The organism is Janthinobacterium sp. 75 (genome assembly GCF_004365495.1).
Classification (GTDB): Bacteria; Pseudomonadota; Gammaproteobacteria; order Burkholderiales; family Burkholderiaceae_D; genus Janthinobacterium.
Window position 1 is genome coordinate 2,452,033 of sequence record NZ_SORD01000001.1, and the last position, 23,103, is coordinate 2,475,135.

Annotated in this window: 23 protein-coding genes; 15 read left to right on the forward strand and 8 right to left on the reverse strand. The window is 63.7% G+C overall.

Features of this window, described 5'->3' with window-relative positions:
- Positions 1–77: 77 nt before the first annotated feature.
- From C8C89_RS11140 to C8C89_RS11170, 7 genes are all read left to right on the forward strand, one after another.
- Complete coding sequence (locus C8C89_RS11140) at positions 78–1,766, forward strand: ATP-dependent DNA helicase RecQ (RefSeq protein WP_243857973.1); 1,689 nt, start codon at positions 78–80, stop codon at positions 1,764–1,766.
- Positions 1,767–1,858: 92 nt separating this feature from the next.
- Positions 1,859–2,899 carry a ligase-associated DNA damage response exonuclease gene (locus C8C89_RS11145; protein ID WP_101482288.1) on the forward strand — a complete coding sequence of 347 codons (1,041 nt, stop codon included), beginning with the start codon at positions 1,859–1,861 and terminating at the stop codon, positions 2,897–2,899.
- A complete protein-coding gene (locus tag C8C89_RS11150) occupies positions 2,892–4,523 on the forward strand; it encodes an ATP-dependent DNA ligase (RefSeq protein ID WP_133989911.1) in 1,632 nt (543 codons plus the stop codon). The genes C8C89_RS11145 and C8C89_RS11150 overlap by 8 nt, the downstream gene beginning before the upstream one ends.
- Before the next feature lie 7 nt (positions 4,524–4,530).
- Positions 4,531–6,996: a ligase-associated DNA damage response DEXH box helicase gene (locus C8C89_RS11155; protein WP_133989913.1), complete on the forward strand. Its 2,466-nt coding sequence runs from the start codon at positions 4,531–4,533 to the stop codon at positions 6,994–6,996.
- The gene (gene pdeM / locus C8C89_RS11160) at positions 6,993–7,667 is read left to right on the forward strand and encodes a ligase-associated DNA damage response endonuclease PdeM (RefSeq protein WP_133989915.1); all 675 of its coding nucleotides are present in this window, start codon (positions 6,993–6,995) and stop codon (positions 7,665–7,667) included. The genes C8C89_RS11155 and pdeM overlap by 4 nt, the downstream gene beginning before the upstream one ends.
- A gap of 194 nt (positions 7,668–7,861) precedes the next feature.
- A complete protein-coding gene (locus C8C89_RS11165; RefSeq protein ID WP_133989917.1) occupies positions 7,862–8,233 on the forward strand; it encodes a KGG domain-containing protein in 372 nt (123 codons plus the stop codon).
- 106 nt (positions 8,234–8,339) lie between these two features.
- Positions 8,340–8,690, forward strand: a complete 351-nt coding sequence (locus tag C8C89_RS11170) for a hypothetical protein (RefSeq protein WP_133989919.1) — start codon at positions 8,340–8,342, stop codon at positions 8,688–8,690.
- 9 nt (positions 8,691–8,699) lie between these two features.
- On the opposite strand, the gene C8C89_RS11175 is transcribed toward C8C89_RS11170, so the two are convergent.
- Together C8C89_RS11175 and C8C89_RS11180 are read right to left on the reverse strand one after the other, a co-directional pair.
- The gene (locus tag C8C89_RS11175; protein ID WP_133989921.1) at positions 8,700–9,302 is read right to left on the reverse strand and encodes a DUF2239 family protein; all 603 of its coding nucleotides are present in this window, start codon (positions 9,300–9,302) and stop codon (positions 8,700–8,702) included.
- A gap of 87 nt (positions 9,303–9,389) precedes the next feature.
- On the reverse strand, positions 9,390–9,887 hold the full coding sequence (locus C8C89_RS11180; RefSeq protein ID WP_133989923.1) for a pyridoxamine 5'-phosphate oxidase family protein: 498 nt from the start codon (positions 9,885–9,887) through the stop codon (positions 9,390–9,392).
- Between the two features lie 263 nt (positions 9,888–10,150).
- On the opposite strand from C8C89_RS11180, the gene C8C89_RS11185 reads away from it, so the two are divergent.
- The 6 genes from C8C89_RS11185 to C8C89_RS11210 all read left to right on the forward strand — a co-directional run bounded on the left by C8C89_RS11185 (position 10,151) and on the right by C8C89_RS11210 (position 15,260).
- Positions 10,151–10,804: a PepSY-associated TM helix domain-containing protein gene (locus tag C8C89_RS11185; RefSeq protein ID WP_133989925.1), complete on the forward strand. Its 654-nt coding sequence runs from the start codon at positions 10,151–10,153 to the stop codon at positions 10,802–10,804.
- Positions 10,805–10,835: 31 nt separating this feature from the next.
- Positions 10,836–11,351 (forward strand): DUF2271 domain-containing protein, encoded by a 516-nt coding sequence (locus tag C8C89_RS11190; protein WP_133989927.1) that lies wholly within the window; start codon positions 10,836–10,838, stop codon positions 11,349–11,351.
- A gap of 12 nt (positions 11,352–11,363) precedes the next feature.
- Positions 11,364–12,188, forward strand: a complete 825-nt coding sequence (locus C8C89_RS11195; RefSeq protein ID WP_101482278.1) for a DUF4198 domain-containing protein — start codon at positions 11,364–11,366, stop codon at positions 12,186–12,188.
- Positions 12,189–12,217: 29 nt separating this feature from the next.
- Positions 12,218–13,258 (forward strand): FAD:protein FMN transferase, encoded by a 1,041-nt coding sequence (locus C8C89_RS11200; protein ID WP_133989929.1) that lies wholly within the window; start codon positions 12,218–12,220, stop codon positions 13,256–13,258.
- A 12-nt stretch (positions 13,259–13,270) separates the two neighbouring features.
- On the forward strand, positions 13,271–14,635 hold the full coding sequence (locus C8C89_RS11205; RefSeq protein ID WP_133989930.1) for a sulfite reductase subunit alpha: 1,365 nt from the start codon (positions 13,271–13,273) through the stop codon (positions 14,633–14,635).
- 73 nt (positions 14,636–14,708) lie between these two features.
- Positions 14,709–15,260, forward strand: coding sequence for a glutathione peroxidase (locus C8C89_RS11210; protein ID WP_133989932.1), 552 nt, complete (start codon positions 14,709–14,711; stop codon positions 15,258–15,260).
- Positions 15,261–15,292: 32 nt separating this feature from the next.
- Here the strand turns inward: C8C89_RS11210 and C8C89_RS11215 are convergent, their stop codons facing one another.
- The 6 genes from C8C89_RS11215 to C8C89_RS11240 form a co-directional block, all read right to left on the reverse strand.
- Positions 15,293–16,519 (reverse strand): DUF2325 domain-containing protein, encoded by a 1,227-nt coding sequence (locus tag C8C89_RS11215; protein WP_133989935.1) that lies wholly within the window; start codon positions 16,517–16,519, stop codon positions 15,293–15,295.
- A gap of 38 nt (positions 16,520–16,557) precedes the next feature.
- A complete protein-coding gene (locus C8C89_RS11220; protein WP_133989937.1) occupies positions 16,558–16,884 on the reverse strand; it encodes a hypothetical protein in 327 nt (108 codons plus the stop codon).
- An 85-nt stretch (positions 16,885–16,969) separates the two neighbouring features.
- On the reverse strand, positions 16,970–17,167 hold the full coding sequence (locus C8C89_RS11225; protein ID WP_133989939.1) for a hemin uptake protein HemP: 198 nt from the start codon (positions 17,165–17,167) through the stop codon (positions 16,970–16,972).
- A 250-nt stretch (positions 17,168–17,417) separates the two neighbouring features.
- On the reverse strand, positions 17,418–18,224 hold the full coding sequence (locus C8C89_RS11230) for a helix-turn-helix domain-containing protein (RefSeq protein ID WP_133993303.1): 807 nt from the start codon (positions 18,222–18,224) through the stop codon (positions 17,418–17,420).
- 330 nt (positions 18,225–18,554) lie between these two features.
- Positions 18,555–19,199 (reverse strand): response regulator transcription factor, encoded by a 645-nt coding sequence (locus tag C8C89_RS11235; RefSeq protein WP_034750556.1) that lies wholly within the window; start codon positions 19,197–19,199, stop codon positions 18,555–18,557.
- Positions 19,200–19,358: 159 nt separating this feature from the next.
- Entirely contained in the window at positions 19,359–19,826 is a 468-nt protein-coding gene (locus C8C89_RS11240; protein WP_101482270.1) for a universal stress protein, read from the reverse strand.
- Between the two features lie 467 nt (positions 19,827–20,293).
- On the opposite strand from C8C89_RS11240, the gene C8C89_RS11245 reads away from it, so the two are divergent.
- On the forward strand, positions 20,294–21,151 hold the full coding sequence (locus C8C89_RS11245) for a protein phosphatase CheZ (protein ID WP_101482269.1): 858 nt from the start codon (positions 20,294–20,296) through the stop codon (positions 21,149–21,151).
- Positions 21,151–23,034 carry a chemotaxis protein CheA gene (locus C8C89_RS11250; protein WP_133989941.1) on the forward strand — a complete coding sequence of 628 codons (1,884 nt, stop codon included), beginning with the start codon at positions 21,151–21,153 and terminating at the stop codon, positions 23,032–23,034. Before C8C89_RS11245 ends, C8C89_RS11250 begins: the two co-directional genes overlap by 1 nt.
- Positions 23,035–23,103 lie beyond the last annotated feature (69 nt).

Genomic DNA, 23,103 nt, shown 5'->3' on the forward strand with positions numbered 1-23,103 from the left:
CCTATGGCGGTGCGCCGGGCCCGGCCATAAAGTGAGGGCAAGCTGGCGGCTGGCGCCGGCATGTCAGGGACCGGACCATGATGACGAGCACCACTTCCGCAACGCAAGAGTCGGGCAGCGCCCGGCAGCGCAAGATCCAGCGCCTGCTGCGCTCCGTATTTGGCGTGGCGCGGCTGCGCGCGGGCCAGCAGGAAGTGATCGACAGCGTGCTGGCCGGGCGGGACACCCTGGCCATCATGCCCACCGGCAGCGGCAAATCGCTGTGCTACCAGCTGCCCGCCGCGCTGTTGCCCGGTGCGACCCTGGTGGTGTCGCCGCTGATCTCGCTGATGAAAGACCAGCTGGAAAAGCTGCAGCAGTTGGGCATCACGGCCGTGCAGCTCAACAGCAGCCTGTCGCGCGCCGAGGACGATGCCGCCATCGCCCGCATAGCCCAGGGTGGCCGGCTCATCATCTTTTGCACACCGGAACGTCTCACCAATCCCGCCTTCCTGTCCCTGCTGGGCGCCGCGCCGCCCAGCCTGGTCGTCATCGATGAAGCCCATTGCATTTCCCGGTGGGGCCACGACTTCCGTCCCGCCTACCTGGAAATTGCCGCCGTCCTGCGCGCGCTGGGCCGCCCGCCCGTGCTGGCGTTGACGGCCACGGCCACAGGGGAAGTGATGGCCGATATCGACGCGCAACTGGAAGCGCGCAAGCTGCAGATCATCAATACGGGCATCTACCGCGCCAATTTGCGCTACCGCGTGATCCAGGTCACCAATGCCGGAGAAAAACAGGATGAAGTCTTGCGTCTGCTGCGCGGGACACCCGGCGTGGGCATCGTGTATGCGGCCACCGTCAAGGCCGTCGAGGATCTGACGGCGCGGCTGGAGGATGTGGGCGAGAGCGTCACGTGCTACCACGGCAAGCTGGCGGCGCGCGAGCGCCAGCTCCACCAGGACTTGTTCATGGGCGGCGAACGCCGCATCATGGTGGCCACCAACGCCTTCGGCATGGGCATCGACAAGCCCGACACGCGCTTCGTGATCCATTTGCAGGTGCCGGCCAACCTGGAAGCGTACTACCAGGAATCGGGCCGGGCGGGGCGAGATGGCTTGCCCGCCGACTGTACCTTGCTGTACTTCCAGCAAGACAAGCGGGTCCAGCAATTCTTCCTGGCCAAGCACTATCCCACGGAAGGCGAACTGGCCGCCATCGTCGCGGCAGCGCAAGAGCTGCCGGCCACCTTCGCTTTTGCTGCGCTGGCATCGGGCTTGCCGGAGTTTTCCGATGGCCACTTGAAGGTCTGCCTGAAACTGTTGAAAGACGGCAAGTTGCTGCGCCAGGACCGCAAGCTGGGCTACAGCCTGAAAGCGCCCACGGCCAAGTCGCTGTCATACGCTCAACTGGCGCACATCTATGTCGACAAGCAGGAGCGCGACAGGCAGGCGCTCGAGCAGATGGTGGCGTATGCACAAAGCGGCTTTTGCCGCTGGAAATTGCTGCTCGAGTATTTTGGTGATGCGGATGATTTCAAGCGCTGTTGCACTTGCGATAATTGCCAGTCGCCGCCCGCGCTGGCCGCACCCATCACCCTGGACGAGTTGCCGCCTGCGCCTGCTCAGGCGCAGTCGACGTCGCCCCTGCTCGCCGTGGGCAGCCGCGTGCGCGTGCCCCGTTACCAGGTCGGCACCGTCCTGTTGGTGGCGGGCGACCAGGTCACGATTGCGTTTCCGGAAAACACCACGCGCACCTTCATGGCCGAGTTTGTCGCGCCGGCTTGAATCCATTGTGCGCTGTCGAACAGTGATCGAGCGAAAGAGCGCTAGAATCAGCCCATTCCAACGCGGTTTTTTTTTAACGTAGGGAGCTGGGCATGGCGGACATGGTAGTGGTGCGCAAGGAAGGCTTGTATTGCGTGCCGGGGCAGTTCTACATCGACCCGTGGCGCCCTGTCGAGCGCGCCATCATCACGCATGCGCATGCCGACCATGCGCGCGTGGGCCACCGGCATTACCTGTGCGCCAGCGACGGCGTCAAGGTGTTGCAGGCGCGCCTGGGCGCCGTTTCCATCCAGGGTCTGGCGTATGGCGAGACCATCGAACACCACGGCGTGCAGGTTTCGCTGCATCCGGCAGGCCACGTGCTCGGTTCTGCCCAGGTGCGCATGCAGCACGGCGGCCAGGTCTGGGTGGCGTCCGGCGACTACAAGCTGCAGCCCGATCCTACCTGCGCACCGTTCGAGCCCGTGCGCTGCGATACGTTTATCACGGAATCAACCTTCGGCCTGCCCATCTACCGCTGGCAGGCGCCGCAGGAAATCCATGACGACATCAACCAGTGGTGGCGCAGGAATGCGGCCGAAGGACGCACCAGCGTGCTGTTCTGCTATGCCTTTGGCAAGGCGCAGCGCATCCTGGCGGGTCTGGACGCCACCATCGGTCCCATTATCTGCCATGGCGCGGCGCAGGCATTGACGCAGGTCTATCGCGAGTCCGGTGTGGCCTTGCCGGCCACCGTGATGGTGGGCGATGCCAACGACAAGGCGGCCTTGAAGATGGCCATGGTGATCGCGCCGCCGTCGGCCGCCGGCTCGCCGTGGATGAAGCGCTTCGGCGACTACAGCGATGCGTTCGCCAGCGGCTGGATGCTGCTGCGCGGAGCGCGCCGGCGGCGCGGCGTGGACCGGGGTTTCGTGCTGTCCGACCATGCCGACTGGCCAGGCCTGATGCAAGCCATCCAGGCCACGCAGGCCGAACGCATCATCGTCACGCACGGTTCGATACCCGTGATGGTGCGCTGGCTGCAGCAGAATGGCTGGCAGGCGGGCGGCTTTGAGACGGAGTATGGCGATGACGAAGCCGATGACAGTGCGCCTGGTGCTTCCACGGCGGCGGAGGACGTCACCCATGCGTGAATTTGCCCGGCTGTACGCGGAACTCGATGAAACCACGTCCACCAGCCGCAAGCTGGCGGCGCTGCAAGCCTATTTTCGGGACGCATCACCCGAGAATGCGGCCTGGGCCGTGTACTTCCTGGCCGGCGGCAAGCCGCGCCAGGCCGTGCCCACCAAGTTGCTGCGCGAATACGCGACCGAACGCGCGGGCCTCGACGCCTGGCTGTTCGACGAGGCCTACCACGCCGTGGGCGACCTGGCCGAAACCATCGCCCTGATCCTGCCCGCGCCCGCCAGGCGCAGCGACATCGGCCTGGCCGAGTGGGTCGAGCAGCGCATCGCGCCCTTGCGCGGCGCGGCGCCCGAGACCATCCGCGCGGCCCTGCTGGCGTACTGGGACGAGCTGGAAACGCGCGAACGTTTTCTATTGATCAAGCTGATCGGCGGCGGCTTTCGCGTGGGAGTCTCAAAACTGCTGGTGACGCGCGCGCTCGCCAGCATCGCCGCCGTGGACAGCAAGCTGATCGCGCAGCGCCTGATGGGCTGGACCGATGGCAAGGTCAGCCCCACGGGCGCGGGCTTCCTCAAGCTGACCGGCGCGCAGTCGGATGACGAACATGCGTTGCGCGGCGGCCAGCCTTACCCCTTCTTCCTGGCACACCCCTTGCAGGCGCCACCGGAGACACTGGGCGACCTTGCCGACTGGCTGGTCGAATGGAAATACGACGGCATGCGCGCGCAGCTGCTGCGCCGCGATGGCGTCAACTGGCTGTGGTCGCGCGGCGAAGAATTGATCACGGAGCGGTTTCCCGAATTGGCGCAGCTGGCCTTGCCGGAGGGTACGGTGCTCGATGGCGAAATCCTCATCTGGCAGGCGGGCGACGTGCCGGCACCATTTTCCGATTTGCAACAACGCATGGGCCGCAAGACGCTGCCTGCCAAGCTGCTGGCCGAATTGCCGGCCGTGCTCGTCGCCTACGATGTGCTGGAAATGGATGGCGTGGATGTCCGCCAGCTGCCCCAGTTGGAACGGCGTGCGTTGCTGGAAACCTTGGTGGCGCAGGTGGGTGCGCCGACGCTGCGTCTGTCGCCGCGCATCGCCGCGGCAAGCTGGGACGCGCTGGCGGCCATCCGCAGCGAATCGCGGGCGCGCGGCGTGGAAGGCTTGATGCTCAAGGCCGTCTCGGCCGCATATGGCGTGGGCCGCACGAAAAACGTGGGCACCTGGTGGAAATGGAAGATAGCCCCGTATGCCATCGACGCCGTGTTGATCTACGCCCAGGCGGGCCACGGCCGGCGCGCGTCGCTGTACACGGACTACACGTTCGCCGTGTGGGATGGCGAGCATGGCGAGGAACGCAAGCTGGTGCCCTTCGCCAAGGCGTACTCGGGCCTGACGGATGCGGAAATCGGCCAAGTCGACGCGGCCATCCGCAAGACCACCATAGAAAAATTCGGCCCCGTGCGCAGCGTGCAGCCAACCATGGTGTTCGAGATCGGTTTCGAAGGCATCGCCGCCTCCAGCCGCCACAAGGCGGGCATCGCCGTGCGCTTTCCCCGCATCCTGCGCCGGCGTGTAGACAAGGCCATCGCCGACGCGGATACCCTGGCCACCCTGAAGGCCATGCTGGCGACCGCTGCATGAGCAAGCGATGAGCAAAAGCACGCTGGCGCAGCGCATCGATGCCTGGTTTGCCGGGCGCGGCTGGACGATCTTTCCCTTCCAGCGCGCCGTCTGGCGCACCGCCGCACAGGGTCGCTCCGGCCTGCTGCATGCCAGCACGGGGTCCGGCAAGACGTATGCCGTCTGGTTCGGCGCCTTGCTACGCGCGGGGCGGATGGAGCGCAAGAGTCGAAAACAGGGTTTGCGCGTGCTGTGGATCACGCCCATGAGGGCGCTGGCGGCCGACACCGTGCGCGCATTGCAAGCCTCGGGCGCGGATCTTGCTCCCGGCTGGCGCATCGAGGCGCGCACGGGAGATACCAGCGCCGCCCAGCGGGCGCGCCAGGCGAAAGCCTGGCCCGAGGTGCTCGTCACCACGCCGGAAAGCCTGTCCCTGATGCTGAGCCAGATGGACGCCCAAGAACGCTTCAGCCTGCTGGAAACCGTGATCGTCGACGAGTGGCATGAATTGATGGGCAGCAAGCGCGGCGTGCAGGTGCAACTGGCGCTGGCCCGCTTGCGCCGCTGGCAGGAAAACCTGATGACGTGGGGCTTGTCGGCCACCCTGGGCAATCTGCAGCAGGCGCAGGATGTCTTGCTGGGCGAGGAAAGCGCCGGCGTGCTGGTGGAAGGTAAAGTCAAGAAGCGCATCCTCGTCGACAGCCTGATTCCTGTGAACCCCACGCGCTTTCCCTGGGGCGGGCATTTGGGCATCCAGATGCTGCAGCCTTTGATTGCCGAGATCGAGGGCAGCGCCACCACCCTGGTGTTTACAAATACGCGTTCGCAGGCCGAGCTGTGGTACCAGCACCTGCTCGATGCGCGGCCGGACTGGGCAGGATTGATCGCCCTGCACCACGGTTCGCTGGACCGCGAAGTGCGCGAGTGGGTCGAGCAGCATTTGAAAACGGGCGAACTGAAAGCCGTCGTATGCACGTCCAGCCTGGACCTGGGCGTCGATTTCCTGCCCGTCGAGCGGGTGCTGCAGGTGGGCAGCGCGAAGGGCATCGCGCGCCTGGTGCAGCGGGCCGGGCGCAGCGGCCACGCGCCGGGACGTATTTCGCGCGTCACCCTGGTGCCCACCAACAGCCTGGAATTGCTGGAAGCGGCCGCTGCCCGCGCTGCCTTGGCGCAGGGCCACCTGGAAGCACGCCCCGTGCCGGACAAGCCGCTCGACGTGCTGGTGCAGCACCTGGTGACGATCGCCCTGGGCGGCGGCTTCGAGTCGCCGGCCCTGTACGACGAAGTGTGCGGCGCCTGGTCCTATCGCCACCTGACGCCGGACGAGTGGCAATGGGCGCTCGATTTCGTCGCCCGCGGCGGGCAAAGCCTGACCGTGTATCCGGAATACCGGAGAGTGCTGCCCGATGAAGACGGCGTGTACCGCGTGCCGGATGCAGCCCTGGCGCGGCGCCACCGCATGAGCATCGGCACCATCGTGTCGGAAGCGGCGATCCAGGTCAAGTTCCTGGGCGGCGCCCGCATCGGCAGCATCGAGGAATCGTTCATTGCGCGCCTGAAGCAGGGCGACCATTTTTTGTTTGGCGGGCGCATCCTGGAATTCGTGCGCGTGCATGAGATGACGGCATATGTGCGGCGCGCAACAGGCAGTCGGGGCGCCGTGCCGCGCTGGCAGGGCGGCAAGATGCCGCTGTCGTCGGAACTGGCGCATGCCGTGCTGGACCAGTTGCAGCTGGTCCAGGAAGGCCGTGCCAGCGGGCCGGAAATGCGCGCGCTGGCGCCGCTGCTGGCCATCCAGCAGACATGGTCCAGCCTGCCCACGCGCGCCAGCCTGTTGCTGGAAACCTTGTCCAGCCGCGAAGGCCAGCATCTGTTCGTGTATCCGTTTGCGGGCCGCTCGGTGCACCTGGGCCTCGCTTCCCTGCTGGCCTACCGCATCGCGCGCGTGCAGCCGGCAACCTTGTCGATTGCCGTCAACGATTACGGCTTTGAATTGCTGGGCGGGGACGATATCGCATTTGCGCCGCTGTTGACGGCCGCCAGCGGCGCCGATGTGCCCCTGTTCAGCACGGACAACTTGCTCGAGGACGTGCTGGCCAGCCTGAACGCGACGGAAATGTCGCAGCGGCGCTTCCGCGAAATTGCCCGCATCGCCGGCCTCGTGTTCCAGGGCTATCCGGGACAGCCGAAAAGCGCGCGCCAGCTGCAAGCGTCGTCCTCGCTGTTCTTTGAAGTGTTCCGCAAGCACGACGCGGCCAATTTGCTGCTCACGCAGGCGCAGCGCGAAGTGCTGGAGCAGGAACTGGAACTGACGCGCTTGCGCGCCACCTTGCGCGAGCTGCACGGCCGGCGCATCAGCCTGCAGCCTTTGGAGCGCGCCTCGCCGTTTGCCTTCGGTCTCATGGTCGAGCGTTTCCGCGAACAGCTGACGACGGAAAAACTGTCGGACCGGGTGGCGCGCCTGGTGAGCGCGCTGGAAAAGGCGGCCGCATGAATGGCCAGCGCGCAGCGCATTGCGTGGTGGAACTGGCTGGCGAGCTGGTGTGGCTGCTGGCGGACAAGGCCGTGTATTGGCCGGCGCGCAAGATGCTGATTATCGCCGACATCCATTTCGGCAAGGCGGCCGCGTTTCGCGCGCTGGGCGTGCCCGTGCCGCGCGGCACCACCACGCAAAACCTGCTGGCGCTGGACGCCTTGCTGGCCAGCCATGTTTGCGAGGAAATCGTCTTTCTCGGCGACTTCCTGCACGCGCGCGCCGCGCATGCGGACGCCACCGTGGCGGCCATGCTGGCCTGGCGCACGCGCCATCCGGACGTGCGCCTGACGGTGGTGCGTGGCAACCACGATGCGCATGCGGGCGATCCGGCCAGCGCACTGGGTATCAGCCTGGTGGACGAACCACACAGCGTGGGCAATCTTTCCTTCTGTCATCACCCGGACACCGTCGCGCCTGGCTATGTGCTGGCTGGTCATGTGCATCCCGTGTTTCACTTGCGCGCGGACAGGAAGGGCTTGCGCCTGCCATGTTTCCTGCTGGGCCGGCAGCGTGCCATTTTGCCATCGTTTGGCGCCTTTACGGGCGGCCATGCGGTGCAGCCAGCCGCTGGCGAGCGCGTGTATGTGACGGCGGACGCGGCGATTTTCCCAATACCCGCTAACTGCTGAGTGTCTGGTACTTTTGGTGGAAAACTGAAAGTAACTGCGCTACCGTGGGCGGGACTCATCCTACATGCGCTCCTGCCATCCTCCTATTTCTTACGCCCCATGTGCGCACTAAGATGATGGTTCCCTTGCCGTGCGAAGGGGAAGAATTGCATAGTTTGCACTGTTTTCTCATTCCATCGATCAAGGAGATCATCATGGCCACATCGAGTGACAATAAACAGCAGAGTAATAAAACCAGTAGCAGCGGCAGCAGCGCTGGCAACAAGCAAAGCGATACCAGCAAACGTGGCTTCGCTTCCATGGACCCCGCCCAGCAGCGCGAAATCGCCAGCGAAGGCGGACGTGCCGCGCATGAAAAGGGCACGGCCCATGAATTCACGTCGGAAGAAGCGCGCCGCGCGGGCAGCCAGAGCCACAAAAACGATGCCAGCCGGCAAAGTGCCGCCAGCTCCAGCGGTGGGCGTGAGAATCCCGGCATGAAGCAGGATAGCAAGCGCGACAGTGGCAACAAGCAAAGCGCAGGTCCAGGTTCTGGGGCGGGCTCGTCCGGTTCGCGCAACAAGTAGGCGGCAGCGGTAGCAAGGCAGGTCTGGCCAGCGGGAATCGCGCATTCCCGCTGGCCAGTCGCGGCGCTACTCCGCAGTAGCAAAATTTTGATGCAATGCAGCAGGCATGGACTATGATGAAATAGCTGCGCCGGCCACGGCCAAGGTGCAGTCAATCCGCGACCAACTCGCATTCACGATCAGGGAGAAGATGATGGGCAACTCCACTACGCCGCAGCCCGGCAATAGCCAGGGTGGCACGCCGTCCACGGCAGGCAGCAAGCAAAGCACGGCCGAATCGGCCGAGAGCTTTGTGCTGGTCGATAGCGAGCAAGGCCTCGATATCGGCGACGATCTGTTTTCCATCGGCGAAGTACGGCGCGCTGACCGCTTGCCCCATCGTCAGTCCGGCGCCGCAGGGCAGAACCGGCAGAGCGCTGACGATGCGCCTGACACCACGGGCAGCACGGGCGTCTGATAGGGTCGCCTATCGTTCTTGACTTCCTGACCATACACCTTGGGCCAGCTGCAAGACGTGTTCGCGCACGTCGGATGGCCATTCCTGTATGCAGCCAAGAAATGCTGGCTGCTTGCCGGCGAACAGGGCGCGGCTGGCTTCTTCGAATCCCGGCGCATCGCCGGCCAGCGCGCTCATGACTTTATAGGCCGCTTCGCGCGCCTGGCGTTGTTCATCGTGCGCCCTGTTGCCCCGCTGCGCGTGTTCCACCAGCTTGCGCAAGGCCACGGAGGCGCCGCCCGGCTGGGTCGCCAGCCATTCCCAGTGACGGGGCAGCAGGGTGATTTCGCGCGCCACCACGCCGAGCTTCGGGCGGCCTGCCGTGCGCGCGGGTGGTGGTGCGTCTTCTCTCGGTGCCGGCGCGGGTTCGCGTGGTAGGCGCTGCAGCACCTCGGTCAGGCTGCCGTGCAGGTTCAGGTCCACCTGACTGCCGCTCGTATCGTCGAATATCAGGATTTGCGCAGCGGGATCGCGCGTCACCAGTTCCTTCAATGTATGCGCTATGGCATGCAATGTGCCGGAGGCAACTTTGTGTGGACCCGCAAAGGCGGTGAGCTGGGTGGGTGCGTGCATGTCTTGCCTCCAATGAGTCATTAGGCAGGCAATTTTACCCGGGTTAAACTAAAAGTCAATATCACCCGGGTAAAATATTGGGGCGTGCTACAGGTCGACCCGGCCGTGTTCACCCAGGTCTTTCGGCGGCTCGCCCGTGATGGCGGCCTTGGCCATTTCATAGAATTGCATCATTTTGCTGGCGCTGCTATCCCAATATTCGGCCGACTGGATGGTCACCTTGATCAGCGACAGTTTCGGATCGTCGAGCCCACCCGGGAACCAGGCTTTTATCAGCGGATTCCACAATTCCTCCGCCTTGGCGCGGTCCTTCAGCAGCTGTGCATGGCCGCAGACGGATACGTACACGCTGTCGCCGGTGTCGACAAAGCTGACATTGACTTGCGGATTGTTCAGTAAATCGCGCGTGTAAGCAGCCTCGTCCGAGACAAAAAACCAGATCTGCCCGTCTTTATCCACCTGCTGCTGCGTCAAAGGCCGGCTGGTGAGGGTGCGCATGTCGTCGCTGGTGGTCAGCATGCCGAATTTGACGTCCTTGATCCTGGCCGCGATGCTGGCCAGTTGTTCGCTGGAATACGATTGCATGGGGTGCTCCCTTGATGGTTGTGCTGAACAACAGCATAGGTGGATGCTGCATATGGCTCTGTGCGGCAGCTTACGTAGCAGGGGTGCTTTGTTTCAAAGCTGTTACAAAACGCTGGCCCGGCCGGTGCGCCCATGTATTGACTTAATAAATGATAATCATTATCATTTGTTTGAAGCCATGAGCATGAACTTTGATTGAAGGATGGGAATGAAGCACACTGACTTGTCGCGCCACCTGGCTCGCTCCTTGCCGGGAGCCCTCGATGGGTAAGGCGGGCACCGCAGACAAGGCCAGAAACAATGCCGGCCGCGCCGTCTGGCTGAAGAATTTGCATCAATGGCACTGGATTAGCTCGGCACTTTGCCTGTTGGGCATGTTTCTGTTCTCTATCACCGGCATCACCCTGAACCACGCCAGCCAGATCGAAGCCAAGCCGTCGATCACGCGCCAGAAGGCGCAGCTGCCGGCGCCATTGGTCACCGAACTGGCCGCGTATGCTGCCCAGCATGATGGTGCCAACGCGCCCATGCCGGCCGCCGCCGAAACCTGGTTGAAGCAGCAATGGTCGCTCAATGCGGGCGGCCGTCCAGCCGAATGGAGCGTCGATGAAGTCTACCTGCCGTTGCCCAAGGCGGGCGGCGATGCCTGGGTGCGCATCGGCCTGGAAGACGGCGCTGCCGAATATGAGTTGACGGACCGGGGTTGGGTATCCTGGCTCAACGATGTGCACAAGGGCCGCAACACGGGCGTGGCCTGGAACTGGTTCATCGATATTTTTGCCGGCGCCTGCATCGTGTTTTGCCTGACGGGTTTATTGATTTTGAAATTCCACGCTGCCAACCGCCCATTTACCTGGCCGATGGTTGGCCTCGGTATCTTGATACCTTGCGCGATCGCCTTGCTGTTTATTCACTGATCGTTTTTACTTTTCTTTTTACAGGCACACCATGAAATTACGCTACTCCCTGGCGCTTGGCCTTCCCCTGATCGGCACTTCGGCGATGGCGGCTGACCTGGCCCTCAAGCTTGAAATCCCGCAATTGAACGTAGCGGAATATCACCGTCCGTACGTGGCGGCGTGGCTGGAAACGGCCGATCAAAAGGTCGTCGGCAACCTGACTGTGCTGTATGACGTGAAAAAGAAGGACAAGGCGGGAGAAAAATGGCTGAAGGATATGCGCCAATGGTGGCGCAAGAGCGGCCGCGATCTTTCCATGCCCGTAGACGGCGTCAGCGGCGCCACGCGCGCGCCAGGCGAACATACCCTGACCTTCCCGGGCGCCAAGGCCTTGCTCGACAAGCTGCCGGCCGGCGAATACCAGGTGGTGGTGGAAGCGGCGCGCGAAGCGGGCGGACGCGAACTGGTGCGCGTGCCGTTCCAGTGGCCGCTGAAATCGGCCCAGTCCGTTCCTGCCAAAGGCAAGGAAGAACTCGGCAATGTCGTCGTCCAACTCAAACCTTAAGGCGCCTCTACCATGTTGAAGCAACTCAATAAACCGCTGATCGCCCTGGCCCTTGCCGGCCTGGCCATGAACGCCCACGCCCACCGCGGCTGGATGGTGCCTTCGAGCACGATGGTGGAAAGCAAGGATGCCTGGGTGACGGTGGATGCGGCCGTCTCCGATGGCCTGTTCGAGATCGACCACCAGCCGCTGCGCCTGGACGCGCTGCAAGTCATCGGTCCGGATGGCGCGAAAGTGACGCCGGCGAACACCGTCACGGGCCGCTTGCGCAGTGTCTTCGACGTGAAGATGGAAAAGCCGGGCACGTATAAAGCGGCCATCGTGTCGCAAAACGTGATGGCCAGCTACAAGCAAAATGGTGAACAGAAACGTTTCCGTGGCAATGAGGAAACCTTCAAGAAAGACATGCCGGCCGATGCGCAGGACGTGAAAGTCACACGCACGGCAAGCCGCCTGGAAACCTTCTTCAGCAATGGCGAAACCAGCACGGAAGTGTTCAAACCCACGGGCGTGGGCCTGGAATTCGTGCCGGTGACCCATCCGAATGACTTGCGTGCGGGCGAGAAAGCCACGTGGCGCTTCCTGGTCGACGGCAAGCCGGCGGCCAACCAGGCGTTCAGCCTCGTGCCCGGTGGCGTGCGCTACCGTGGCGTGCTGGGGGAAATTCGCCAGAGCACCGATGCCAAGGGCGAAATCACGTTTACGGTGCCGGCGGCAGGCATGTATTACCTGAGCAGCACCTGGCCAGCGGCCGCACCGGCCGTGGCCGGCCAGCCGCCGGCGATGCCGGAACGCCGCATGACCTACGCGGCCACGGTGGAAGTGCTGCCGCAGTAAGCGGCGCATTTTCAGCAACGAGAGTGCCAATGCGCCGGGTCCTGCTGCCCCAGCATATTTCCGATCAGGCCGCGCCGCCGGGCGCCGTGGTCCGGGACTTGCGCGGCCTGTCCATGGGTACCAGCTGGTCGGTGCGCCTGCTGGAGGCCGCCATGCCGGGGCGCGTGGGCAGCGCCGACTTGCAGCAGGGCTTGCAGCAGCAGCTGGACCTGGTCGTGGCGCAAATGAGCCACTGGAGCGACGAGTCCGACCTGGGCCGCTTCAACCGGGCCGAGCCTGGTAGCTGGCACAGCCTGCCCGCCGCCTTTTGCGAGGTGCTGGGGTTTGCGATGGATGTGTCGCAGGTATCCGGCGGCGCGTACGACCCTTGCGCTGGCGCCCTCGTCAACCTGTGGGGCTTCGGTCCCCGCAACCGCTACGATGAGCCCGGCTTCCTGCCGCCGAAAGACGATACCGTGGCCCTGTTGCTGTCGCAGCGCCAGCGCCGCCGCCTGGAGCTGGACTTGCCGGCCCGCCGCGCGCGCCAGCCGGGCGGCTTGCAACTGGATTTGTCCGCCGTGGCCAAGGGCTATGGCGTGGACCGCCTGGCCCGCTACCTGGACGGCCAGGGTATCCACCATTACCTGGTGGAAGTGGGCGGCGAGCTGCGCGGCGCCGGCAGCAAGCCGGACGGCCAGCCGTGGTGGGTGGTGCTGGAACAGGTCGATGGCGCCGCCGATAGTGCCGATAATACACAGCATCCGGCAGAAATGCTGCTGGCGCTGCACGGCTTGTCCGTGGCCACTTCGGGCGACTACCGGCGTTTCTTTGAAGACGGCACAGTTCGTTTCTCGCACACCATTGATCCGCGCAGCGGCATGCCAATCGCCAATCAACTCGCTTCCGTCACCGTCGTGCACGCCGAGTGCATGGCAGCCGACGCCTGGTCGACGGCCCTGACCGTACTGGGCGTGGATGCCGGCATGGCGCTGGCCGAAGAGCAGGGCCTGGCCGCGCGCTTCCTGCAACGCGACGGCCATGGCTACCACGAAACGCTGAGCAGCCAGATGCTGGCCATGCTCGACGAATGAACCATTAATTCCATGATTTTTACGCACGATACGACTCGGCTGGCCTTGCTGGCCGCCCTGTCCCTCAGCTACGCGGGCGTGTGTCTGGCGCCCTGGCTGCGCGCGCGCGCCAAGCGCCGCGCGTCCGACGCCGCCAAGGCAGCGCTGGAGAATAGCCCCGCCTGGCTGGTGGCGTATGCGAGCCAGACGGGCAATGCCGAGGAACTGGCCACGCAAACGGCGCAGAGCCTGCAGCTGGCCGGTATCCCCGTGCGCCTGTGCGCGCTGGCCGAACTCGCAGCCGTTGATCTGCAACAGGCGGAACGGGCCCTGTTCCTGGTCAGCACGTATGGCGAGGGTGATGCGCCCGACAATGCGGCCGCCTTCATGGGCCGGCTGATGACGGGCGAGCTGGCGCTGGCGCAATTGCATTACGCCGTGCTTGCCCTGGGCGACCGCAGCTATAGTCAATTTTGCGGCTTCGGCCGCGCGCTCGATGCCTGGCTTGCGGCGCAGGGCGCCGCGCGCCTGTTCGAGCGCATCGAGGTAGACCGCAGCGCCAGCGCCGCCATCGAGCAATGGTTCCAGCATCTGAGCCATTTGGCCGGTACCAGCGACGCACCGGACTGGAGCGCGCCCGCCTTCGGCGATTGGCGCATGACGGGCCGGCATTTGCTTAATCCTGGCAGCGCGGGCGGCGCCATCTACCATGTGGAACTGGCGCCCGTGGCGGGTGCCTTGCCTGACTGGCAGTCGGGCGACCTGGTGCAGGTGGCCGCGCCGCTCGACCCCGCGCAACCGCGCGAATATTCGATCGCATCGATTCCGCATGATGGCAGCGTGCACTTGCTGGTGCGCCAGCATGCGCATCCCGACGGCAGCCTGGGACTGGCCTCTGGCTGGCTGACGGCGCAGGCGGCTGTCGGCGACGTGGTGCAGCTGCGCTTGCGCCAGCACAAACGTTTCCGCCTGGAAGACAATGCCCAACGGCCTTTGATTCTGATCGGCAACGGCAGCGGCATCGCCGGCCTGCGCGGCCACCTGAAAAGCCGCGTGCTGGCAGGGCAGCGGCGCAATTGGCTGATCTTTGGCGAACGCAATGCGGCCCGCGATTTCCATTACCGTGAAGAAATTGAAGGTTGGCACGCCAGTGGCGACCTGCCGCGCCTGGACCTGGCGTTTTCGCGCGACCAGCCCGAGCGGATGTACGTGCAGGACCGCCTGCGCGGCAATGCCGACGAAGTCAGGCTGTGGTTGCAGCAGGGCGCGGCCATCTACATCTGTGGCAGCCTGGCCGGCATGGCAGGTGGCGTTGACCAGGCGCTGCAAGAAATGCTGGGCCGCCCCGCGCTCGACGCACTGGCGGCAGCAGGGCGCTACCGGCGCGACGTGTATTGATTCCTGCGCCGCCAGCGCGTTCGCGCGCGGGCGGCTATCATGGCTGTTTCACTGATTCATCCAGGGAGGCATCATGAGCGACAGTATTTACGACATTCCCTTGCGCCAGATCAATGGCGAACCTGGCAGCCTGGACGCGTATCGCGGCAAGGTAGTGCTGGTGGTCAACGTTGCCTCCGCCTGCGGCTTGACGCCGCAGTACGAAGGACTGGAAAAACTCTACGCCGACAAGCAGGCCGAGGGCCTGGTGGTGGCCGGTTTCCCCGCGAATGAATTCGGCGCACAGGAACCAGGCAGCAATGCCGAAATCGCCGACTTTTGCCGTGGCACCTACGGCGTGCAATTTCCCCTGTTTGAAAAAATCGTCGTCAAGGGGCCGGGCCAGCATCCGCTGTACCAGCGCCTGGTGCAGGAGCAGCCGCGGGCGCAGGAAAAGCCGGGCAGCGATTTCCGCGCCAAGCTGGCCGGTTACGGCATCACGCAGGAGCAGCCCAGCGACGTGCTGTGGAATTTCGAGAAGTTTTTGATCAGCAAGGATGGCAGGGTGGTGGGACGTTTTGCGCCCGATACCACGGTCGACGATGCGATCTTGCGCGAGGCCATCGCGCGCGAGCTGCAGGCCTGAGCGTGTCGGCGGCGCTTGCCGCGCCGCCTTTGTTACTCGGCCGTGTTCAGCGTGGCTGGTTCCATTTCGCCGCTCACTTCCTGCAAGCCGCGCGCCAGGCTGGAGATGCTGGGGTTGTCGATGAAGACGCAGCGCTTGCCCGTGCGCTTGCAATAATCCTTGACGCGCCAGTAGGCGCTGTGGCTGATGCAGCCCGTCTGGCAAATCACCAGGTCGGCCGCCGCCAGGCTCGAGTCGAGCAGGTTGGCATTGTCTTCCAGGCCGCCGTCGTGGTGGGCGAACTGCGCGCCGACCCGCTCGATCAGGGCGCGGTAGGTGGCGACATTGCCGCTGCGTCCGCCCACGCACAGGACGCTTTGATCGACGAGGCGGATCGGCATTTTCAGCTTGCCGCCGATCGGCACTTCCAGCTTCGGTGCCGGTGGCGGCACGGCCGCGGCCGGACGTGGCTGGGCCTGTTTCAATTCCGCGATTTGATGGCGCAATTCCTTTTCGCGCTCATCCATTTGCGCCAGGCGTTCGACCAGGCGCGTGCGCGATTCCAGTGCCGGGATGGCAGCCTGCAGCTGCGCCAGCTCCGCGCGCAAGCCGTCGATCACGCTATCCTTGCCGATGGCCTCGGCCCGCGTGCGCAGCAGCACGGCTTCCTGGCGTTCCAGCTCACCCGTTTTTTCCATCAGTGCGGCCTGGCTGCGCTGTTGCAGTTTGGCCAGTTCGTGCGCCAGGCGCGCATTTTCTTCCTGCAGGGCCGTAAATTTACCCATGTCGGCGCGCACGCAGGCGCCGGCCTGGTGCTGGATCATGTGCAAGTCGCGGCACATCTGCTCTTCTAGCTCGGCGTCGCAGCGCGGGTGCGTCAGGCCAGCCCAGAAGGCGCCCGACACGTCGCCGTTGGCGACGGCCGTGCGCCACAGCTGCGCTACCTGTTCCGTGGTCTTGGCGCCGCGAAAGCGCAGGATCACGGGGGCGTAGCGGCGTTCGAGTTCCTTTTGCAGCGCTTCGGACAGGCGGTTGCGCGCGCCGCATTCCGTCACGGCGCCCACGTGCACTTCATAGTCGTCGGCCAGCACGCGCCCGCCCGTCATCTTGCCCACCAGCTTGCGCAGGTATCCCAATGGCAAACCCACGCCGACCAGCGGGCAATGGCAGGTATGCGACAGTTCCCACAGCCGGCGGCGGCGCGAAGCGAGCGCGGCCGTTTCGGCCCCGTCGCTGGAACAATTGCTGATGACGGGCAGGGACTGGTCTTTGTCACACATGGCGATATCCTGTTGGGCGGTGGGGTGTTGAAGAGAAATTATTGCGGCAGGGGCGAGGCAGGGCGCTTGGCGCTCAGCATGCGTGCCAGGCGCTCAAACAAAGTGGTCCTGGGCGGTGCGGGCCGGTGCAGCGCCACCAGGGCGGCCCATTGCTGCGACAGTTGCTGGCAGGTCGCTTGCAGCACGGGGCCCAGGCCCGGCGAACTGGACAACGCTTGCAGATGGCGTTCGATGACACCCGCCAGTTTCTCGCAGGGACTGCCCGCATGGTAGTGCGACATCAGGTGCAGCACGGCCGACAGCAGCAGTTCAGGCTGTTGGCCTTGCGGGGAAGGAAACATCGGGGAAGGTCGGTCGTTCGCCATCAAACACTCCTGTGCGGTGGTTTGGCTGGCTGCGCGCACGGAGCGCGACCGGCTGGCGAGTGTGGTGACTGGCTGCCGTGCTGCTTCAGGCAGTCAGGATCAGCTTGTTCAATTGGGTGACGCGCAGGCGATAGATCTTGCCGCTGTGCTCAATCTCCACTTCGCGGCCCTGCTGCAGCAGCGCTTCGCTGGTGATGCGGCGCGCTGGCTGGGTCATGCTGACGGGAGGACGGACGTGGGCGCTGGCGGCATCCTGGATCAAGGCTGGTTTTGAGCTTTGCATGTTGGGCTTTCTTTGTCTCAGTTGAGAATGATTCGTATTTGCATTATTGTTGAATGTGGCCCGAAAAGCAAGGCTTATTTGTGCGGAATCTGCGCTTTTTTACGCTGGGATGGCAGCGTGGAAGATCGTGCTGCGCAAAGTCGGCCGCTGGCGCGGCGCGCAAGGGAGCGGCAGCAAAAAAGACCCGGCAAGGCGTTGCGCGCCTTGGCCGGGCCAAGCCTGTGCCAAGCTTGAAGAAATCGGGATGGCGCTAAATGGTGGCCAGCAATTGCGCCGAGGCGTTGGCGGCCGCGGTGGTATCGGCCTTGAGTTTGGCGGCGGCCAGTTGCTTGGCGCGCGAGCGCGACGGCGGCAGGCGGCGCAGGGTTTTCAGCGCGTCCGGATCCTTGATGCCGATGGTGCGCTGGTCGACCGTGATCAGGCCGATTTCGTTGAAGGCGGACAAGGTGCGGCTGACCGTTTCCAGGGTCAGGCCCAGGTAGCTGCCGATTTCATGGCGCGTCATGCGCAGGTTGAACAGCTTGCTCGAGTAGCCCATCTGCGCGAAGCGCTCGGCCAACGAGACGAGGAAGCGCGCCACGCGGGCTTCGGCGCTGAGGGCGCCCAGCATGCCGATCATGGCCTGTTCGCGCACCAGTTCGCGGCTCATCACGCCATACATGACATTTTCCAGTTCCAGGTGGACTCTGCCCAGCGCCGTGAGTTTCTTGAACGGCAGCAGGATCAGGTCGCAGTCGGACAGGGCCACCGCTTCCGAGGAGTACTGGCGCGAGTGGATGCCGTCGACGCCCAGCATGTCGCCCTTCATGGGAAAGCTGAGGACCTGCTCATTGCCAAATTCGTCGATGAGTACGGTTTTCAGGAAGCCCGAATTGACGATGTACAGAGTGTCGAAGGGCTGGCCGATGGTGTGCACGCGCTGGCCAGTCTTGAATTGCACATGCTGGAACAGCAGTTCATCGGCGGCGATGGTGCAGGCGCTGGAGATATGCAGCAGGTCGCACACCTCCTTCAGGTTCGACCATAGCCGACCCTGGCGCTGGCGCCCCGCTTCCATTGAAGAGGAGGGGGGCAGTGATGGAGCGGCAGCGCGGGTTTCAGGCGTTTGCGTGGACAGCATGTTCATCTCCTGGTGACAGGTAGTTCAGAGTTGAATGACAAGGTGCACAGGACGGCGGGCAGGGAAAGGGCGGCGCGCGTCCAGGCGTGTGAATCTCGATTCGCTGAAGACTTGCTGTGTGATGAAATAACTTCCCAGCAACTTGATGACTGGTTTCAGTATGCCAACAACCGTCTGCAATTAATATCAGCGGTGGCTGAATATGGCAGTAGGAGCTGTGGCAGTTGATGTAGGATTGTTCCTACGGGTTGGCGCGCGTGGGCAGGTTCAGGTCTTGAAGGGAGACAGCAGACGGTGTGCCACGGCATACTGGACCATCTCTGACAGCGAACTCATGCCCATCTTTTGCATGATGCGCGTCTTGTGCGTACTCACCGTTTTCACGCTCAGATGCAGATTGTTGGCGATTTCCGTGATCGACTTGCCTGCCACCAGCAGGGAAAAGACTTCGAACTCGCGGTCCGACAGCTGTTTGTGCAGCAAGCTTTCATTCGGCATCATGATGTTGAGCACGAGCTGCTCCGCCACCTCGGCGCTGATGTAGGGACGTCCCGACGCCACCTTGTGGATGGCACCCACCAGCTGGGTGCCCGCGCTTTCCTTGGTCAGATAGCCTTGCGCGCCGGCGCGGATGGCGCGCACCGCATATTGCTCTTCCTCGTGCATGGTGAGGATGAGGATGGCCAGCTTGGGCGCTTCGCTGCGGATTTGCCGGATCAGGTCGACGCCGCTGCGGCCCGGCATCGACAGGTCGAGCAGCAACAGGTCGAAGCCGCCCTGGCGTACGTGGTTGAGTACCTCGAAGCCGTCGATGGCTTCGCCCACGATGTCGATGTCCGGCGCGCCGTCGAGGATGCGCTTCAATCCTTCTCGCATGATGGTGTGGTCGTCGGCAATCACAATACGTATCATAGGCGCGCAATCAGGAGGCGTGAAATGTGCCCGGGCCGCCTCGTGGCGGCCGGCCGGGTATTAATAAACGAGAAACATTGTCATTTTAACCGAAATGGCCGCAAGTTTGCCTTTTACTTACTATGCCGGCAGCGGCGGCCCCCGTGGCCATGTGACCACTTATTTGGAGGGTGGTTCCTTGATCAGCCTATGCACGAGCACCGGCAATTTCGAGTGCGACAGCACTTTGTTGGTCACGCTGCCGAGCAGCAATTGTCCCCAGCCGCTGCGGCCATGTGAGCCCATGAAGATCAAGTCGCAGTTCTGCAATTGCGCCACTTCCACGATTTTCAGGGCCGGGCTGTCGGAAAAGGCCGTCAGGCCCGTCGCTTCCAGGCCCCGCCTGGCGGCCGCGTCGAGGATGGGCTGCCAGTGGTCGGCGCCCGCCTTGCGCATGGCGATGCGGTATTCCTCCTCGCTGGGATAGCTTGGTGGAATGATTTCGATGTACACCGGGTACTGGTATTCGGGCGCCACGTACACGGCAAGGATATCGGCTTGCATCTGCTCTGCAAAGGCAACGCCAGCACAGGCCGTCAGGTTGGAGACGGCGGAGCCGTCCGTGGCGATCAGAATTTTCTTATACATGGCAGGTCCTTTGGCAGTGACTTAGCGCGCGCAACGCCCCTTATTGTAGACGCGGCGGCAGCATGGTATTCATGTAAAGACTTGATAATTATCAATACTATTGCACCTTCAGTATAGACAACATTGGCAGAAAGATCGTGTTTGAGCCGTAACGACAGCCATTGGGTACTGTTGCGCAGGCACCCGAGAGCAGGATTTCTTGTCTGGCGCGTGGTCTTGCACGCACGCCAATGGTAGTATTTCAAAATACAACAGCAGGAACACTTATTTCCTGGTGGAAAAGCTCTTGTGGACCTGCTTTGCACCAGGAAGCGCGTTTTGAGATTTACCAACAGGGCGGCGCCCTGCTACACTCGCACCATCGCAGCGGTATTGCCTCAAATCATCTTAATCGAGAAATTGTGGGTATCAGTCTGTAAAACGCACAGTTCAGGCGGAATTTTGACAAATTATGGAGAAGCAGGGATATGACCAACGCCGCTGATGATTTCGATGCATTATTCGATGAAGTATCTGCGCAAAGTGCGGCCGCTCCCAAGCCCGCGCCTGCCGCAGCGCCCGCAGCCGTGATCGCGGACGACGATTTTGACGCGCTGTTCGACTCGGTGTCGGCCAGCGCCGCCGTGCCGTCAGCCGCAGCGGAAGCGCCAGTCGCCGCCGCACCCGAAGCGCCCCCCGCGGCTGCTACAGGCGTGCCTGGCGAAGCGGCCGATCCGGTCGACCAGTCCGACAAGCCGATGTTCGAACGCCTGGGTGGCATCGTGCGCCTGCTGCACGATTCGCTGCGCGAACTGGGCTACGACAAGGCATTGACGGAAGCGTCGTCGCAGATCGTCGACGCCCAGGACCGCCTGGAATATGTCGCCACGCTGACGGAACAGGCCGCCAACAAGGTCCTGAATACGCTCGACGAAGGGATGCCGGCGCAAGATGTGCTGTCGAAGAAAGCCAAGGACATGGACAGTCGCTGGACGGCGTTGTTCGACGGCAAGCTGAGCCTGGAAGAATTCAAGGCCCTGGCCGGCGATTCGCGCCAGTTCGCGCAAGCCGTTGCCGAGGCCACGGAAGCAGAAAAAGCGCGCTTGCTGGAAATCATGATGGCGCAGGACTTCCAGGACATCACGGGCCAGCTGATCAAAAAAGTGGTCAACATCACCAAGACGGTGGAGCACGAGCTTGCCCAGCTGCTGCGCGACAACGCACCGGCCGAAGTGCGCGAAAAACTGGCGCAGAAGCCGGTGCCTCTGATGCAGGGCCCGTCCGTGCCGTCGGTGGCGCTGGACCAGGATAATGTAGACGACCTTCTTGCGGATTTGGGATTCTAATGGACGATATGCTCAAGGATTTCGTCGTTGAGGCGATGGATCTTGCGGTTAATGTTGAAGAGCACTTATTGCGCCTCGAGCGTGATCCTGACAACAAGGAAACACTGAATGCCGTGTTTCGTTCCTTCCACACCATCAAGGGTGGGGCCGGCTTCATGGGTCTGCCCGCACTGGTGGCGGCCTGCCATCTGACGGAAAACCTGTTCGACGCCTTGCGCACGGGCGCCGCGCCGGTGACCCCGATCGCCATCGAGGCGGCGCTGCAGGCGTCCGGTTTCGTGGCCGACCAGCTGACGGAACTGGCCAACGGCGCCGCGCCGGAAAGCTTGCCGGCCATGCCGGAAGAGCTGGAACACATCCTCACGAACGCCATCGAAGGCAAGGGCATGGACGCACCCGCGCCGGCCGCCGCCGTGGTGGCGGAAGCCGCCGCGCCCGTTGCCGAAGTGGTCGTGGTGGCGCCAGCCGCCGCTGTTTCCACCGCCAGTGCCGATGGCCTGGACTGGGAAGGCATGTATAACGCCGTCGTGCCGGCGGGCAGCCAGGTCGCTGCCGCGCCGGTGTCCGCCGTGGCCGCTGCCCCTGCCGTCGTGGCCGCCGCGCCTGCTGCTGCCGCTGCTGTCGCCAAGCCGGCCGCCAAAGCCTGGGATGGCGCGGAACGCCGCGAAGAGCGCCCGGAAGTGCGCCATGCCGCGCCCGTCAAGGAAGACAGCATCCGCGTCGACGCCGTCAAGCTCGACGCTCTGCTGGAAGTGGCTGGCGAATCGGTACAGGCTGCCAATCAGGCTGCCGTGCTGCTCGAGCGCTTGCTGCAATTCAAATTCGAAGGCCAGGCCGCCACCTTGATGGCGACCCTGGCGGAAACCCTGGAACGCGCTTCGCGCTACTCGACCGAACTGCAGCGTGCCACCCTGGCCACGCGCATGCAGCCCGTGGGCCGATTGTTCCAGAAATTCCCGCGCCTGGTGCGCGAACTGGCGAAAGACCTGGGCAAGGATGTCGAGCTGACCATCGAGGGCGCGGAGACGGAAGTCGACCGCGTGGTAGTTGACAGCCTCTACGATCCGCTCGTGCACATGCTGCGCAATTCGCTCGACCATGGCGTCGAATCGCCGGAAGCGCGCCTGGCTGCCGGTAAGCCCGCCAAATCGTATATTTCGCTGAAGGCCTGGCAGGAAGCCAACAGTGTCATGATCGTGCTGCAGGATGATGGCAAGGGCATGGATCCGGCCTTCCTGCGCAGCAAGGCCCAGCAAAAGGGCTTGATCAGCGAAAACGCGCAGTTGAGCAACGACGAATGCTTCCAGCTGGTGTTCCTGCCTGGCTTCTCGACCAAGGAAGTGGCCTCCAGCGTCTCCGGACGCGGCGTGGGCATGGATGTGGTCAAGACGGCCGTGGAGAAAAACCGCGGCGCCATCCACATCGAGTCCTCGCTGGGCAAGGGCACCAAGTTTGCCATCCGCCTGCCAATCGAGCTGTCCATCGTGCCGACCATGCTGGTGTCGACGTCGGGCGCCGCGCTGGCGCTGCCGATGGCGGTGGTGCAGCGCGTCGTCGAATTGCCGGAAACCTTCATGGAAGTGGGCGGCGCGCCCGTGCTGAAAGACCAGGGCCGTCCATTGCCCGTGCGTTCGCTGGCCGGCGCCCTGGGCTACGAATCGTGCAGCGAGCGCGTGGGCATTGTTGTCGCTGCGCCACAGCCGTACATTCTCGCCGTGGAAGCCGTCGATGGCACGGCTGACCTGGTGATCAAGCCGATGACGGCCATCACCGTGGAAGGCATTACCGGTACCGCTCGCTCGGCCGAAGGCGAGCTGGTGCTAGTCGTGGGCCTATCTTTCCTGATGGATGGTTGCAGGGGAAGTGTGCGCATGGCTGCCTAGAAACATTGGCCAGTTCACCCAGCCCGCTGCAGACCTCTGCAGCGGGCTTTTTTTTCGGCTTTTTTCGAT